At 33.8% G+C, this 16,848-nt stretch carries 14 protein-coding genes; 2 read left to right on the forward strand and 12 right to left on the reverse strand.

Features of this window, described 5'->3' with window-relative positions; all coding sequences use genetic code 11:
- Positions 1-608: 608 nt before the first annotated feature.
- From rfbB to recR, 7 genes are all read right to left on the reverse strand, one after another.
- A complete protein-coding gene (gene rfbB / locus ACFX5D_RS08680; RefSeq protein WP_379857835.1) occupies positions 609-1,658 on the reverse strand; it encodes a dTDP-glucose 4,6-dehydratase in 1,050 nt (349 codons plus the stop codon).
- A gap of 89 nt (positions 1,659-1,747) precedes the next feature.
- Positions 1,748-2,212 carry a UpxY family transcription antiterminator gene (locus ACFX5D_RS08685; RefSeq protein ID WP_379857836.1) on the reverse strand — a complete coding sequence of 155 codons (465 nt, stop codon included), beginning with the start codon at positions 2,210-2,212 and terminating at the stop codon, positions 1,748-1,750.
- 87 nt (positions 2,213-2,299) lie between these two features.
- Positions 2,300-3,691, reverse strand: coding sequence for a nucleotide sugar dehydrogenase (locus ACFX5D_RS08690; protein WP_379857837.1), 1,392 nt, complete (start codon positions 3,689-3,691; stop codon positions 2,300-2,302).
- Positions 3,692-3,719: 28 nt separating this feature from the next.
- Positions 3,720-4,703, reverse strand: coding sequence for an SDR family oxidoreductase (locus ACFX5D_RS08695; RefSeq protein WP_379857838.1), 984 nt, complete (start codon positions 4,701-4,703; stop codon positions 3,720-3,722).
- Positions 4,704-4,727: 24 nt separating this feature from the next.
- Entirely contained in the window at positions 4,728-7,196 is a 2,469-nt protein-coding gene (locus ACFX5D_RS08700) for a polysaccharide biosynthesis tyrosine autokinase (protein ID WP_379857839.1), read from the reverse strand.
- Between the two features lie 15 nt (positions 7,197-7,211).
- Positions 7,212-8,003 (reverse strand): polysaccharide biosynthesis/export family protein, encoded by a 792-nt coding sequence (locus ACFX5D_RS08705; RefSeq protein WP_379857840.1) that lies wholly within the window; start codon positions 8,001-8,003, stop codon positions 7,212-7,214.
- A gap of 70 nt (positions 8,004-8,073) precedes the next feature.
- Positions 8,074-8,694 carry a recombination mediator RecR gene (gene recR / locus ACFX5D_RS08710; protein ID WP_379857841.1) on the reverse strand — a complete coding sequence of 207 codons (621 nt, stop codon included), beginning with the start codon at positions 8,692-8,694 and terminating at the stop codon, positions 8,074-8,076.
- Between the two features lie 112 nt (positions 8,695-8,806).
- Here recR and ACFX5D_RS08715 point away from each other — a divergent pair, with 112 nt between their 5' ends.
- On the forward strand, positions 8,807-10,315 hold the full coding sequence (locus tag ACFX5D_RS08715; RefSeq protein WP_379857842.1) for a sodium:solute symporter: 1,509 nt from the start codon (positions 8,807-8,809) through the stop codon (positions 10,313-10,315).
- Positions 10,316-10,511: 196 nt separating this feature from the next.
- Here the strand turns inward: ACFX5D_RS08715 and ACFX5D_RS08720 are convergent, their stop codons facing one another.
- Entirely contained in the window at positions 10,512-10,877 is a 366-nt protein-coding gene (locus ACFX5D_RS08720) for a CoA-binding protein (RefSeq protein WP_379857908.1), read from the reverse strand.
- Between the two features lie 157 nt (positions 10,878-11,034).
- On the opposite strand from ACFX5D_RS08720, the gene ACFX5D_RS08725 reads away from it, so the two are divergent.
- Positions 11,035-11,664 (forward strand): MarC family NAAT transporter, encoded by a 630-nt coding sequence (locus ACFX5D_RS08725; protein WP_379857843.1) that lies wholly within the window; start codon positions 11,035-11,037, stop codon positions 11,662-11,664.
- Between the two features lie 57 nt (positions 11,665-11,721).
- Here ACFX5D_RS08725 and ctlX read toward each other — a convergent pair whose 3' ends face one another.
- The 4 genes from ctlX to eno form a co-directional block, all read right to left on the reverse strand.
- Complete coding sequence (ctlX, locus tag ACFX5D_RS08730; protein ID WP_379857844.1) at positions 11,722-12,657, reverse strand: citrulline utilization hydrolase CtlX; 936 nt, start codon at positions 12,655-12,657, stop codon at positions 11,722-11,724.
- 81 nt (positions 12,658-12,738) lie between these two features.
- Positions 12,739-13,653, reverse strand: coding sequence for a dimethylarginine dimethylaminohydrolase family protein (locus tag ACFX5D_RS08735; protein WP_379857845.1), 915 nt, complete (start codon positions 13,651-13,653; stop codon positions 12,739-12,741).
- Between the two features lie 63 nt (positions 13,654-13,716).
- Positions 13,717-15,000 (reverse strand): citrate synthase, encoded by a 1,284-nt coding sequence (locus tag ACFX5D_RS08740; protein WP_379852340.1) that lies wholly within the window; start codon positions 14,998-15,000, stop codon positions 13,717-13,719.
- Positions 15,001-15,151: 151 nt separating this feature from the next.
- Positions 15,152-16,444 carry a phosphopyruvate hydratase gene (eno, locus tag ACFX5D_RS08745; protein WP_379852341.1) on the reverse strand — a complete coding sequence of 431 codons (1,293 nt, stop codon included), beginning with the start codon at positions 16,442-16,444 and terminating at the stop codon, positions 15,152-15,154.
- Positions 16,445-16,848: the final 404 nt, after the last annotated feature.

Below are 16,848 nucleotides of genomic sequence, written 5' to 3' on the forward strand. Positions count from 1 at the left end.
ATCTACTAACACACTGGCAAATAGAAAAATAAAATACGCAATACACTAGTAAACAGTACGTAAGGAATTCCATACTATTTAATATTAACAAAAAAATCACCTGAATAGGTGACTTTGATGTTTGAATAGAATAAGAATCACAAATAAATTTCCTCTTACTTTTCTAAACTAATGAAAAGATTTAACTAAAATAATTTCCTATTAATTTCATTTTTCAATTAAACGTAATGGTATATCGCTAAAAAAGCCATTGGATTATTCAAAACGTCAGTTCGTCCCAGTTCTGATGGATTTTAGAAATAAAACCAAACAAATTAGTAACAAGCTCCTTTTTAACAAAATAACTCCGAATGAGGTTAATAGCGATAACCCGTTGTTTTACCTATTTTATTTTTAAATTAGTATTAATAATGTGGGATATATAAGTAGCAAGAAAGATCTGTTGTCGCAATTATTAAAAAGAATTTTTGCCCCTGATTAGAAGGATTAAAAAGATTATTAAAATTAAATGGCGAATTAATCTGTGGCAAATACATTTAGTGCTTTATTAAAACACGACATTGAATTTTAGCCATTACTTAAGATTAATAATAGAAATAATAAAAATCCTACTTCAAATACTGTTTTTTATAATAAGTCGCATATTCCCCCGTAGTTACATTATGCAACCAATCCGTATTGTTCAGATACCAATTCACCGTAATTTCTAATCCCTGCTCAAAAGTCACTGAAGGTTTCCACCCTAATGTTGCGTTTATTTTATTTGCATCAATAGCATAACGCAAATCATGCCCCGGTCTGTCTTTGACATAAGTGATCAATTTTGCAGATTCACCTGCAACTCGCTCCAACTTATCATCCATAATCGAGCATAATAATTGCACTAAGTCAATATTTTTCCATTCATTAAATCCTCCAATATTATAAGTCTCCTGATTTATTCCTTCATGGAAAACCAAGTCTATTGCTCTGGCGTGATCTACAACAAACAACCAATCACGGGTATAATTTCCGTCACCATAAACCGGCAATGCTTTATTAGTAATAATATTGTTAATGAATAATGGAATTAATTTTTCTGGAAAATGATTCGGTCCATAGTTATTAGAACAGTTTGTCAGTACATAAGGCAAACCATACGTTTCTCCGTAAGCTCTTACAAAATGATCTGAACTCGCCTTTGAAGCTGAATACGGAGAATTAGGGTCGTACGAAGTAGTCTCCGTAAACAAACCCTCTGCTCCCAAAGAACCATACACCTCATCGGTACTAATATGATAGAACCGTTTTCCTTCTGTATTTTTAGCCCATAGCTTTCTGGCAGCATTGAGCAAATTAACAGTCCCTATCACGTTCGTTTTTACAAATGCCATAGGATCTTCTATGGATCGGTCAACATGGGATTCAGCAGCAAGATGAATTACTCCGTCAAACTGATATTTTTCAAACAAATTACTGATAAAACTTTCGTCGGTAATATCCCCTTTTAAAAAGGTATAATTAGGAGCATTTTCAATGTCCACAAGATTTTCTAAATTCCCTGCATACGTAAGCGCATCCAGGTTATAAATTTGATAGTCGCTATATTTTGTAACAAAAAGTCTGACAACATGAGACCCAATAAACCCGGCTCCACCGGTAATTAATATTTTTTTCATCTAATTTTTATATTTTTTTATCAGTTAAAAAAATGCAACGATATAAAAACGTACCGTAAATCATTTTTAAACTATCTAAATATTATCATTTACTTTAACTTCATCTTCAAAACACAGCCTAAGGTTTCTAAAACAAGAATATAATGTGTTTTATTTACTTCTTGCACAATAGCTTTCTGTTTCGAAAATGGTCCTGACTCTAGCTCTATAGAATCACCAACCTGAATCGCAGTTAAGGAAACGTCATATGAATCTGGAGTATGAAGCCACTTCTTTATCACATCAATCTCTTCCTCTTTGACGATTGCTGGTTTTCCTAACCAAAATAAATAACGTACAGCACCTGTAGACTGAAATACTAAATTCCGGTCTGATTCTGCTAACTGCACAAAGACATAAGAATTGAATAAAGGAACCTCTATCTTTTTCTTCCTGTCAGACCATTGCCGTACTACCGTTATTAATGGGCAGTAGCATTCGATTCCAATTTTTCCTAATTGCTCTGCTACTTTTCTCTCCCATTTAGGTTTTGTATAAACTACATACCAATTCATCTTGCGTTTTGTATTGAAATATTTTTTTATTCAACTGTTAAATATAATCCGTATTTAATTCCATCCAAAGAATTATACGATCTTCATTTAGGAACCAATACCTTGATAGATAAAACCAATGGCTTCTAGCGCCGGACCATTCAAGATGTTTCTTCCATCAAATACAAAAGCTGGTTTTTGCATCGAATCATATATTTTTTGCCAATCATATTGAACAAATTCATCCCATTCCGTAAGTAGCGCTATGGCATGTGAATTTGCGCAGGCATCATACGGATTATCAAATGACAATACATTAGTTGCATTAATTGAAGCTGCTCTTGTTTCTAAATAATCCAAATCTGCCAGAACTTTTTCCTTGGACACTTTTGGATCGTAAACCGCAATTTTTGCGTTTTCGTTAATCAAATCATCCGCAACATAAATCGCTGCTGATTCCCTGGTGTCATTAGTATCTTTTTTGAAAGCCCAGCCAAAAAAGGTAATTTTTTTATCCGCAACGGTGTTGTATAACGTTTGTACAATATTGTTAGAAAAACGTCTTTTTTGATGATCATTCATGATGATTACTTGTTCCCAATAATTAGCCACTTCATTTAATCCATAGGATTTTGCTATGTAAACTAAATTAAGAATGTCTTTTTGAAAACAAGAACCTCCAAAGCCAACAGATGCTTTCAGGAATTTTGATCCAATTCTACTGTCCATTCCAATAGCTTTCGCTACTTCATTTACATCTGCTCCCGTTTTTTCGCAAAGCTCAGACATCGCATTGATCGATGAAATTCTTTGGGCTAAGAAAGCATTCGCAGTCAGTTTTGACAATTCCGATGACCATACATTCGTAGTTAATATTCTATCCGCAGAAACCCAGTTAGAGTATACGGCAACCAATGCCTGAATTGCATTTTGCCCTTCTGGGGTAGAATCCCCCCCTATTAAAATCCGATCCGGGTTTAATAAATCCTCGACCGCGGTTCCTTCAGCAAGAAACTCAGGGTTGGAAAGAATCTGAAACTGAACGCCATTCCCTGTATTATCCAAGATACTTTTGATTGCCTCAGCCGTTCGTACCGGAAGGGTTGATTTCTCCACCACAATCTTATTATCTTTTGCTACTCTAGCAATTTGTCTAGCGCACAATTCAATATATTTTAAATCCGCTGCCATCCCTTTTCCTTTTCCGTAGGTTTTAGTAGGCGTGTTCACCGAAATAAAAATTACCTGGGCTTCGTCAATCGCCTTTTCAACATCAGTAGAGAAAAATAAGTTCCTCCCTCTGGCCTCGGCAACAACTTTATCCAAACCTGGCTCATAAATAGGAATATTATCGATATTCTCATCATTCCAAGCGGCAATACGGTCTTCATTTAAATCAACGACAGTTACCTGAATTTCAGGGCATTTTTGCGCAATAACTGCCATGGTTGGACCTCCAACGTATCCCGCACCAATGCAACATATTTTAGTAATTTTCATTTCTTCAATTTTATCTATTTTCGCACTTTTATCTAAGGTTCTTCCAGTACCAATCTACCGCTTCTTTTAGTCCTTCCTGCAAAGAGAACTTTGGATCATACCCCAATAATTCTTTCGCTTTGGCTATACTCGCCAAAGAATGAGGAATATCTCCTGCTCGATTAGGTCCATACCCTACTTCAACATTGGCAATTCTTTCATCATACTTAGTTAAAAATTGTTTCAAATAACCCACTAAGTCATTTAACGTATTCCTATCACCATAAGCGGTATTATAAACCGTATTAACTGCTGCCACATTTTTTGTTAACATGGCTAATTCATTCATTTGAATAACATTATCAATATAAGTAAAATCACGGGAATAGTTTCCATCACCATTAATTTGAGGGCTTTCTAATTGCATTAATTGCATCACAAATTTTGGAATAACAGCGGCATAGGCTCCGTTAGGATCCTGTTTTCGTCCAAAAACATTAAAATAACGCAAGCCTATCGTTTCCATTCCGTACGTTTTGCTAAAAATCTCTGCATACAGCTCGTTTACATATTTTGTAATTGCATACGGAGAAAGTGGTTTTCCAATCACCTCTTCTACTTTTGGCAGTCCCACCGAATCCCCATAAGTAGATGAACTTGCAGCATAAATAAATCGTTTCACATTAGCATCCCTACTAGCAACTAACATATTCAAAAAACCCGAAACATTTACATCGTTGGTCGTAATTGGATCATTGATGGACCGAGGCACAGATCCCAAAGCTGCCTGATGCAAAACATAATCAATGCCCTTTACAGCATTTTGACAATCGGTAGCATTACGTATATCCCCTTCAATTAAAAGAAAATTTGCATTGTTTATAAAATCTTTAAGATTGTGTCGGTATCCCGTTGCAAAATTATCAAAACAAACAACTTTATGTCCCTTAGATAAAAAATATTCACAAAGATTAGAGCCTATAAATCCAGCTCCACCTGTAATTAATACCGTATTTTTCATATCATTTTCCATCTTTTCTTAATTTAAAAAATCCAATTACTTAGAAACTCTTGGACGCACTATTTTAAGTATTCGTTCATAGATCGTTTTTGGTCTGTCCTCCTCATGATATCCATTTGAGTACGTTCCGTAGCCGTAGCCATAGCCATAGCCGTACCCGTAGCCAGCTCCATATTTAGCTTTATTCTCAAACCCATTCAAAATAATACTGGTATTATTTAACTCTCCCCGTTTAACCCTATTATTTAATAGTGTAATCATTTCTTTTTTTGTGAAATTCTGTCTTACTATATATAAGGTTACATCACAATATTGTGCTAATTCTAAAGTGTCAGATACCAGTCCAACCGGCGGCGTATCTAATATAATATAATCGTATTTTTTCTTTAATTCTTCCATTAAATCCTTCATTCTTTCACTCATGATCATCTCTGCCGGATTGGGAGGAACTGGTCCGGAAAGAATAACATCCAGAAAAGGAATTTGTGTAGGATTTATAATTTCGTCAACCGTTTTTTGATTAATTAAATAATTTACAACCCCCACTTCATTAGTTAAATTAAATTCAGCAAACAGTTTAGGTTTTCTCAAATCAAGACCAATGACAACTGTCTTTTTCCCGCTAAGTGCAAATACGGTTGCAATATTTAGAGAGCAAAATGTTTTGCCTTCACCACTCACCGAGGATGTAATCATAAGAGTCTTCGCACCATCTAGATGTTGTTGTTTATATAAAAACTGAAGTGAAGAACGAACTGCTCTAAAAGATTCTGACAAAGCAGATTTTGGTTTGTCAAATACCGCCAAATTACTTAATTCTTTACTTAGCCCAATAACTCCAATCAAAGGAATTTTTGTTAATTTACTTATATCCTCCGTGTTTTGAATAGAATTATTGATAAAGAAAATTATAAATACAAAAAGCAACGGAAAGAGTGTTCCCAAGAATAATGCTAAAACATAATTAACTGATGTTTTTGGACCGATAAGTCCTCCGCCTATATCCTTTGCAGGATCTATAAAATGAATATCCGATAAATTAGCTGCTTTAACAATATCAGCTTCACTTCTTTTTTGAAGAAAAGTGCTATAAATATTATCACTTAAATCATATTTTCTTTTAATCTTAATCAACTCCTGTTGGTCATCCGGAAGTTGTTTAATAGTACTTTCTGTTTCATTAATTTTGCTGCTTACAACGGCTAAATCACCTTGTAAAGAAGCTTTTGCTGTAGAAATATTTTCTAACAGCACATTTTTGACCGCCTCCATCTGATTGTCAAAATCTTTAAATATCTTATCACTTTTCACCGCATAGGCCATCTCAGATCTTTGGGCAGAAAGGCCAATCAATTTTGACACATTCATTACAACATTAGGATCATCAATACCCGCTACTGATGGCGCCGGAAGCTTAGAATAATCTACACTATTTTTTAAATACGATTTTAAAGAATTGTAATACGCCATCTTACGCGTCACCTCGTCTTTCTTGACATCAAACTCTAGAATTTTATCAGAAAACTTTTCACCACCCGCTTCTATATCGTAAATTTTTTTGTCTTTCCTAAAAGTTTTTAGCTCATTTCCAGTTTCCTTAAGTTGAGATTCCATAGCTACTAGCGTACTATCGATAAATGCAATAGTATTAGTTGCAAATTGATTTTTACTGTCTAATTGTCTTTTTATTAGCATTTTTACAGTCGCATTCAAATACTCGACCATTCTTGCTTTATTGGGTCCTTGCATTCCTAGCGTAATTATAGAACTACCCTTGTCATCTGACTTGACATTTATTCCTCGATAATTGGAAACAGTCGCATCAAAATCATTAAACTGAACAAAATATTCGTTCCCTTTGTAAAAACCAGGATTATCTTTTATCTGTAACTTCCAATTTAAAAAAGGCAACGATACTTGCTCACCTACCTTATATCTTTTGACAAAATCCCCAGGTTCAACCGCTGTATTACTATAAGAATTATTCGAATACGATATTAAAGAAACATTCTGGCTTGCAAAAGGAATTCTGATCTCATACACATTTTCGCTCACAAATTTAATACCAATAAGATTTCCTGCTGTCTGGCCTTTTGATTTATCAATGTTTACATAAAAAGGAACTGCACCATAGGCATCTTCCACATTATATTTCCCTTGAACTAGATAACTAATATAATATTGTAATTTATCGACAACTAATTCATTATGCGATCTGGACTGTAATGTAGTTGAAATGGTTTGAACCTGATCGGATGTTCCACCCCAGTTAAAAACCAGACTGGTCGTAGAGGTAAACAGTGGATTTGTTTCTTCTTTTACAGAAATAAGCGTCTCCATCCCATAAATTTTTTGTTTACGGATATTAACTTGATAAGCAATTGTGAAGGTGATTAAAAGACTGATTAAAAACCATTTCCAATAACTTCCAATTTTTATTAAAAATCCTTTAAAGTCAAAACTTACTTGGTCTTCAAAAATTGAAAAATCTTTTATGTCTAACATTTTTTGAAATATATTTTAATTTCTAAATAGTAAAAAGAAGGTTGTTGTTGCCAATGAAAACAATGTAATGATTGTTCCCAAGGATTCTATTCCTGTTTTTCCGGTTCCCCAAGTTTTTTGTTTGAGAGGTTTTATATAAATATAATCATTAGGTTGTAAATAAAAATACGGGGAATTCATTACATTAATATCGGTAAGATCAATATCATGCATTAGAACTCCTGTAGGTGTTTTTCTCATGATTGTAACTGCTTTTCTATTTCCTGTGATTGTAATATCCCCAGCATTTGCAATCGCTTCCATTACATTTACATGTTCTTGAAATAAAGTTTTTGTTCCCGTACTTCCTATTTCTCCGTTGATGGTATACCTGAAACCTGCTAATTTTACGGTAACGAAGATATTTGCTTCCTTATTAAAATACTCCGCTAATAATTGTTTCTCAATTCTAACTCTTATTTCCTCTACAGTATAACCAATCACAGTTAACTCTCCTAATACAGGTATTCTGATAGTACCATGATCATCCACAGTAAAGCCATCAAAATACAACCCCGTTTCTGACTTACCTGCTTCCGCTTGATTAGTGGTACTAAATATCGCCACTAACTTAGGATCAATTGCTTTAATCGTGATGCTCAAAACATCATTCGTTTGCAATCTATATGGTTTTGATTCGACAGCTGAAATAGACATTTCATCACTTGAATTATCCTTTTTTTGAAGATAAATTAAGTCCTGTGTTGGGATACACGAAGAAAATAAAACACTAATACATAGCAACAAATAGAGTATTGACTTGCTCATTTAAATATTTTTAACGACAAATATAGGTTTTCATTTACTATTTAAAAAGAATCGTAATTTTTAAAATGGATTAATTACTTTTAAAAGACTTTTCGAAAGGGACTCTATGCAATATACTTCTTCCCAAGGTAACTTCATCAGCATATTCTAATTCATCTCCTACCGAAATTCCTCTTGCAATTGTTGATATAATTATTTCATTATCACCAATTTGTTTGTAGATATAAAAATTGGTCGTATCGCCTTCCATAGTTGAACTTAAGGCAAAAATTATTTCATTTACAGTTCCTGATTTTACTTTTTCAACAAGCGTAGTAATATTTAGCTGGCTGGGACCCACTCCGTCTATTGGTGAAATTTTACCTCCTAAAACATGATAAATCCCTCTAAATTGACCTGTGTTTTCTATAGCCATCACATCCCGGATATCCTCAACAATACATATAATTTGATGGTTCCTGTTTTTATTTGCACAAATTTCACAAAGCGTACTGTCTGAGATATTATGACAACTTTCACAATACTTGATATCTTCGCGCATAGTCACTATTGCCTGCGCTAAAAAACCCGTTTGTTCCTTAGGTTGTTTCAATAAATGCAGTACTAATCGCAGTGCTGTTCTTTTACCAATCCCAGGTAATTGAGACATTTCATTGACTGCTTTTTCTATTAATTTCGAAGAAAATTCCATAAAAGCAAATGTAGTAATTTGTTCAATCTGTTTTTTAGTTAAATGGTTAAAAGAATAAAACGGTTAATCCGTTAAACAAAAAATCGTATTTTGGTCACTTTAAACTCAAAAAATGACTCCAAGCACCATACTCTTATTAGTATCCATTTATTTCGGAATCCTATTTTACATTTCCCACGCTATAAGTAAAAAAGACAGTGGAAATGATGCTTTTTTTAAAGCCAATAAAAACTCAAAATGGTATTTGGTCGCCTTTGGAATGATTGGAACGGCACTTTCCGGTGTGACATTTATTTCGGTTCCTGGCGAAGTGGGCTCACCAAACGGTGAACAATTCAAGTATTTTCAGTTTGTGTTGGGTAATGCAGTTGGATTCATAATAATTGCTAAGGTTTTGCTCCCTTTATACTACCGAATGAACTTGACCTCCATTTATGGTTATATAGAACGTCGATTAGGAACTTATTCCTATAAAACCGCAGCAACGATTTTTCTGATTAGCCGTACAATTGGTTCTTCGTTTAGGTTGTATCTGGTAGTTATTGTTTTACAACGTTATGTTTTTGATTATTATGGAATCCCGTTTGCTGTAACGGTTTTGATTTCCCTCGCACTTATATTCGCTTATACCTATCGTGGTGGTTTAAAAACGATTATCATTACAGATACTTTACAAACTTTCTTCTTAGTCACTTCGGTCTTCTTGACTATTTTCTTTATTTGTAGCAGCTTGAACCTGAATATTTTTCAAGCTTTTGAGGAAGTAAAAAACAGCAATTACTCTAAAACATTCTTTTTTGACGATTTTGTATCGAGTAAATTTCATTTTGTAAAACAAATTCTGGGTGGAATGTTTGTCACCATCGCCATGGTTGGACTGGATCAGGATTTAATGCAGAAAAATTTAAGTTGCAAGAATATTGGTGAAGCACAGAAAAACATGTTTACTTTTACAGGGATATTTGTTCTTATCAATATCTTTTTTCTAAGCGTAGGAGCATTACTTTATATCTATGCCAATAAAAACGGGATAGAAGTCCCAACCGATTTAATAACTGGAAAACCAAGAACGGATTTACTTTTTCCAGAAATTGCTTTTCATCATCTGACTTTGATTCCTTCGATAGTTTTCTTGTTAGGTTTAACAGCCGCCACATTTGCTACCACTGATTCCGCATTAACAGCACTTACTACTTCGTTTTGTGTCGATTTTTTAGGAATGGATAAAATCGAAAATTTAAACAAACCAAACATCGTGCGAACCAGACATTTTGTTCATATCGGTTTTTCGTTTTTAATGTTTCTTGTTATTGTATTTTTTAATTCTATTAATGACAGTTCTGTAGTAGGAATGATTTTCAGAGTTGCGTCCTATACGTATGGCCCGCTTTTGGGATTGTACTGTTTCGGATTATTTGTAAAAACGAAAACCGTTAAAGACAAACTGGTGCCATTAATATGTTTGCTATCACCAGCGCTGACTTTCTTTATCAGCGAAAATTCAAAAGTGTTATTTTTTGGATATATTTTCGATAATGAACTAATTATCGTCAACGGACTTATTACTTTTCTTGGATTGTTAATGATTAGTAAACCTGCGATAGAAGAAACGCGATTTTAAAATATTTTACGGAAATATCTTTTTAAATCTCAAATTTATTGGCTTTCTAGCCCTGATAGAAATGGAAATTCTTTAATAAAAAACGGTAATTTTTTCTAATAAAAAAAGAGCGACCAACGGAAGCTCCTTTTTACATTTAGAAAAATACTGTTTTTTATCGAAGATTGAAATGGATAGCAGGATTAGCTCCTAACAACTAATATTGATTTGTTGCCAACAAAACCAATGTACAAGCTATCTCTACTTTTATGTCATTTAATTTTAACAACTGATAAAACTCCGGGTTCTCTGTACCTGGATTAAAAATCACACGTTTTGGTTTTGCTTCAACGATAAAATTATAATAATCGCGTTGACGGGAGGGATTAAGATATAGTGTGACTGTATCGATGTTTTTTAGTGGAATTGCTTTAGTCTGGATTTTAATTCCTGCCACTTCCCCTGCATTTTGACCAATGGCGAGAACGGAATGCCCTTTTTCGACCAATTTTTCAATTGCCATAAAAGCATACCTAGCTGGTTTTGTTGAAGCTCCAAGAACCAACGTTTTTTTATTTTTTATCATTTTACATAATTATATGGTGCAAAAGTAATCAAAAAGGACGAAGCGTTTGGCAATTTTAAGGTTTTGTTGCGACACTTATAAAAACAATATCCTAACATTAATAAGAAGAAGAAATTTAAAAAAAGAGTATTTTTGCTATCTAACATATAACAATATGGATCTATTCATTTATCTTTTCGTAGCTCTTTTTTCGGTTTTAAACCCTATTGGCACTGTTCCCATATTTGTTGGACTCACACAAAATGATACCAAACAAGAACGTTCCAGAATTTCGTTATGGACGGCTATAAATGTATTTGCCATACTAATAATCTCTTTTTTTATAGGTCAATATGTCCTCATATTTTTTGGAATCAGCATTGACGCACTGCGAATTGCGGGAGGAATAATCATTGTAAGTTCTGGATTTTCATTGCTTTCAGGAAAATTCAATAAAAAAAGAGGGATTAACAAAAAAATAGAGACCGATGCTCAAAAAAGAAATGACATTGCATTGACTCCACTCGCAATTCCTATGCTTGCTGGCCCTGGATCTATTTCTTTACTTATTGCATTTTACCAGGAACACAACTCAACCAGCGACATTATAATATCCTCAATTGCCATTCTAGCCATTGCAGTTGCCATTTTTATCATTCTTAGAAGTGCACATTATTTAGCAAAAATACTAGGAGCTTCTGGAATTGTTGCTATTTCAAGAATTATAGGATTTATTGTAATTGCCATTGGAATTCAATATATTGTAAGTGCAATTATCAATATAATTAAAGGGAATTTAACATAGATAAAAAAAATTATAATCTGACAAGGCGGAGAACCATGTCAGATTATAAAAAATAAATTAATTTTTAGGCAAGAAAATTTCTGCCATCATGCATCTCGCACTTCCTCCACCGCAAGCCTCTATAGTATCTAAACTTGAACTTAATATTTCAGCATGTTTTTCTAACTGTGTAATTTGTTTTGGCGTTAAACTTTGATATGCCGATGTACTCATAACCAAATACCTTTTGTCATTTGCACCACGAACTTCAAGCATATTCCCTGCAAAGTTATTAACCTGAGCTTCCGTAATCAGGACGATCTCTTTCCCATTCTCTTTCAGATTATCCAAAACCATTTTACGCTCTTTTTTGTCATCTATACAATCCGAACAAATCACAGCAAACGTTTCTCCCAAACACATCATCACATTTGTATGGTAAATTAATTTTCGCTCTCCATCAACAGTGTGATATGCTTCAAAAATTACTGGTGCATAATCAAAATCTTCACAGAATTCTATGAATAATTCTTCATCTGCTCGAGGTGATAACGCACAATAGGCTTTATTGTTGACTCTGTCCAGAAGCAAACTTCCGGTTCCTTCCAAGAAAAATCCGTCTTCCTCCGCTGAAGTGTAATCCACAATATTATTAATTACAAAATCGTTGTCTTCCAGCATATCCAAAATCTCTTCCCGTCTTTCCTCGCGACGATTTTCGGCAAACATTGGATATAACGCCACATCACCATTCTCGTGAAAGGAAATCCAATTGTTTGGGAAAATGCTATCTGGCGTATCTGGATTTATAGTATCGTCAACAACAGTTACTTCAACACCTACAGCTCTCAATTTATCCACAAAAGCATCAAATTCTTGTTGTGCTTTTGCATTGACCGTCGCTGGCAAAAGTCCGTCTAAAACTTTTTGATAATAGTTATTTACAGCCGTTTGCTCGTTCATTCGAAACGCTACCGGGCGAATCATCAATATGGAATTTGTTGTTTGTTTCATATATTTTTTATTATTTTATTATTGTAGAGACGCACAGTAGAAGCGCACTGCAGTGCGTCTCTACGGTGCGTCTCTACGAAATTATTCTCTAATTAAAGGCAAGGTAGAACATCTTAATAATCCTTCCTGTTTGGCAATTTCGGCATATGGAATTTCTTCAACTACAAAACCATTACCACGGAGCCAATTATTTAATCTGGTAAAGTTTTTTTCAGAAACCACTACATCAGTATCAATAGAAAAAACATTCGAATTCATATCATACATTTCTTCTCGAGTGATGTGAAATAAGTTTTCTTTTCCAAAAAGGTTCACAAGAAATAAATAATCGGCCTCTTCACGAAATCCACTTTTGTAAATAATTCCTTTATCCTTCCCAATAGGTTGAAAACAACAATCAAGATGTAAGGCATTATCTCTGGCTTCCATTTTTGATTTGACCAAATCGAATTCTTTGACAATTTTATTTGGGAATAAATCTTTGATATACTGTACGCCCTGAACATTTGTTCTTGCCGTAATGTAGTCTTTATAATCACTTCCTTTATAGGTCCCCATAAAGATATAATTATTCCACAATACCACATCACCGCCTTCTATATGCACCTCCTCTGGTGGACGGACCACTTTTCTAGGATCAATTTGGTCAATTATATATTTGATAGCATCTAACTCTCTTTCTCTTTCGGGTAAAATATTTGATTTAACAAATATATCATCAATTACAAAACCAATATCTCTAGTGAATATTTGATTGTAATTCTCAATCATCTCAGGTCGAAAAACAGTTACATCGTATTTTTTCAATACCTTATCAAACGCTTCCATTTCATTAACCATATCTTGCTCAAGCGGATAAGTCCCCTCCAATATATGCTCTAAAGATTTTGGATCATAAGCTTCTATAGCTGTAGGGGTTGGGCCATTAAGTAAAGCAGTCCCCAGAACTACAGCCCGTAGTCCAGAAGTTTCGTTCTTTATATTTAACTCAAGCATCTTTTTTGATTTTCACAAATATAAAAAAAGCTTCACAAATTAGTGAAGCTTTTTAAATTGAATTTATCTTTTATCCGATGTTTTAAAATCTCTCAAAGGATGACCTGTGTAAATTTGTCTCGGTCTTCCAATAGGCTCTTTGTTTTCACGCATTTCTTTCCATTGTGCGATCCATCCAGGTAAACGACCTATTGCAAACATTACGGTAAACATATCAGTAGGAATTCCTAATGCTCTGTATATGATTCCAGAGTAGAAATCTACGTTTGGATATAGTTTTCTTGACACAAAATACTCATCAACAAGTGCTGATTCCTCTAATTTTTTTGCAATAGCAAGAATTGGATCATCAACACCTAAAGTAGCTAAAACTTCGTCTGCCGCCTTTTTTATAATTTTTGCTCTTGGATCGAAATTTTTATAAACTCTATGACCAAAACCCATTAATCGGAAAGGATCATTTTTGTCTTTAGCTTTATCTAAATATTTATCAGCATCTCCACCAGTTCTGTGAATTTCTTCTAACATTTCAAGTACCGCTTGATTAGCTCCACCATGTAAAGGCCCCCAAAGTGCGGAAACTCCAGCAGAAATTGAAGCAAACAAACCTGCATGAGAAGAACCTACCATTCTAACTGTCGAAGTCGAACAGTTTTGCTCGTGATCGGCATGAAGAATAAACAATTTATCCAAAGCGTCGATTACCACTTGATTTGCTTTGTATGGTTCAGTTGGCAATTCAAACATTAAACGCATAAAATTCTCCACATACCCTTTAGTATTATCGTAATAGTTCAAAGGATAGCCCATCGTTTTTCTGTATGTCCAAGTAGCAATCACTAGGAATTTACCCATAGTCTTACAAACCGCTTCGTACATTTCTTTTTCATTTTCAACATTAACCGACTTTGGGTTAAATGCTGTCAAAGCACTTGTCAAAGCAGCTAAAACACCCATAGGATGAGCCGTTTTAGGAAAACCATCGATGATGTTTTTCATTTCCTCATTGACCAAAGTGTATTTTCTAATATTTGTTTCAAAATGCTCCAGTTGCGCTGCAGTTGGCAATTCTCCAAAAATAACTAAATAGGATACTTCAAGAAAGTGCCCTTTTCCGGCTAAATCCTCAATTGAATACCCTCTGTAACGTAGGATTCCAAGTTCACCATCTAGGAAAGTGATTTCGCTGGTACATGAACCTGAATTTTTGTAACCTGGATCAAGAGTTATTACTCCTGATAAATCACGTAATTTGCTAATATCAATAGCAGCTTCACTCTCACTTCCTACGATAATAGGCAGTTCAAATTTCTCACCATTGACCTCTAATATTGCTGTTTTTGACATAATATAATTGAAATAAACTTTTTTAAATAATAATTTACCAAATCTAGGGAATTTAAGACTAAATAAAAAGAGAATAGTCCAATCAATATGTTAAATATTAAAAAAGCCATTCAATTTTCATGAATGGCTTTTGATAAAAAAAAATACGAGATTATTTTATTTTAAAAGCATTTAAACCCGGAAAATACGCTGTATTTCCTAATTCTTCCTCAATTCTTAATAATTGATTGTATTTAGCCATACGATCTGATCGAGAAGCCGAACCTGTTTTAATTTGACCGCAATTTAGAGCTACTGCTAAATCGGCAATTGTATTATCTTCAGTTTCTCCAGAACGGTGTGACATTACTGAAGTATAACCCGCATTTTTGGCCATATTTACTGCTGCGATAGTTTCTGTTAAAGTTCCAATTTGGTTCACTTTTATAAGAATAGAATTAGCAATACCTTTTTCAATACCAGTTGACAAACGTTTTACATTTGTAACGAATAAATCATCTCCCACTAACTGAACTTTATCTCCAATTTTGTCAGTAAGTAATTTCCATCCATCCCAGTCATTCTCGTCCATCCCATCTTCGATAGAAATGATTGGATATTTAGCTGCTAATTCTGCTAAATAATCAACTTGCTCTGCAGAAGATCTAATCTTACCCGTTTCTCCTTCAAATTTAGTGTAATCGTATTTACCATTAACATAAAATTCCGCTGCAGCACAATCCAAAGCGATCATGATTTCATCTCCAAAAGTATACCCAGCACTTTCAACTGCTTTTTTGATAGTATCTAAAGCATCTTCCGTTCCTCCAGGAAGATTTGGTGCAAAACCACCTTCATCACCAACAGCAGTCGAAAGACCTCTATCGTGTAACACTTTTTTTAAACTGTGAAAAATTTCTGTTCCCATTTGCATTGCTTCAGAAAAAGATTTTGCTTTCACAGGGAAAATCATAAATTCTTGAAACGCAATAGGTGCATCAGAGTGAGAACCACCATTGATGATATTCATCATTGGAACCGGCAATGTATTAGCAGAAACGCCACCTACATATCGGTATAAAGGCAATCCTAATTCATTAGCAGCCGCTTTTGCAACAGCTAAAGAAACGCCTAAAATAGCATTTGCTCCTAAATTAGATTTATTAGGTGTCCCGTCTAAATCAATCATCATTTGATCGATAACATTTTGTTCGAAAACTGAAACTCCTAAAAGCTCTTCAGAAATTACGGTATTAACATTCTTCACTGCATTCAAAACGCCTTTTCCAAGAAATGCCTTTCCTCCATCGCGTAATTCAACTGCTTCATGCTCTCCAGTTGAAGCTCCAGACGGAACAGCAGCTCTTCCTAAAACACCATTATCTGTAATTACATCTACTTCTATTGTAGGATTTCCTCTTGAATCAAAAATTTGTCTTGCGTGAATTTTGATAATTATACTCATAATACTAAAGTTTAAATTTTAAAATACAAATATATTCTATCTTTTCGAATGATTTTATGAAAAAAACGAATGTTATTAACGAAAACGTTATAATTATTTGACAAACAAAACATTTAGACTGTATCAATAATTTATTTTTACATTATCTGCTATTTTTTTATTCAATTATGCTAAAAATAAAAAAAATATTACGCTTTCACCACAACCCATCATTTGCAATCTCTAATTAATAAAAATTATTATAAAGTCTCAAACAAAACCGAAATTACCTTATTATCAATAATATAGACTAACTTTATTTTATACTATGTAAAGAACACTAAAGAAGATATATCGTAACTTTCTTTTTAAAAATTTCAACTATTCACTCTACTAATTAAAAAAAATAAAAATAGGATGAGAAC

It is taken from the genome of Flavobacterium fructosi (assembly GCF_042787335.1).
Classification (GTDB): Bacteria; Bacteroidota; Bacteroidia; order Flavobacteriales; family Flavobacteriaceae; genus Flavobacterium; species Flavobacterium fructosi.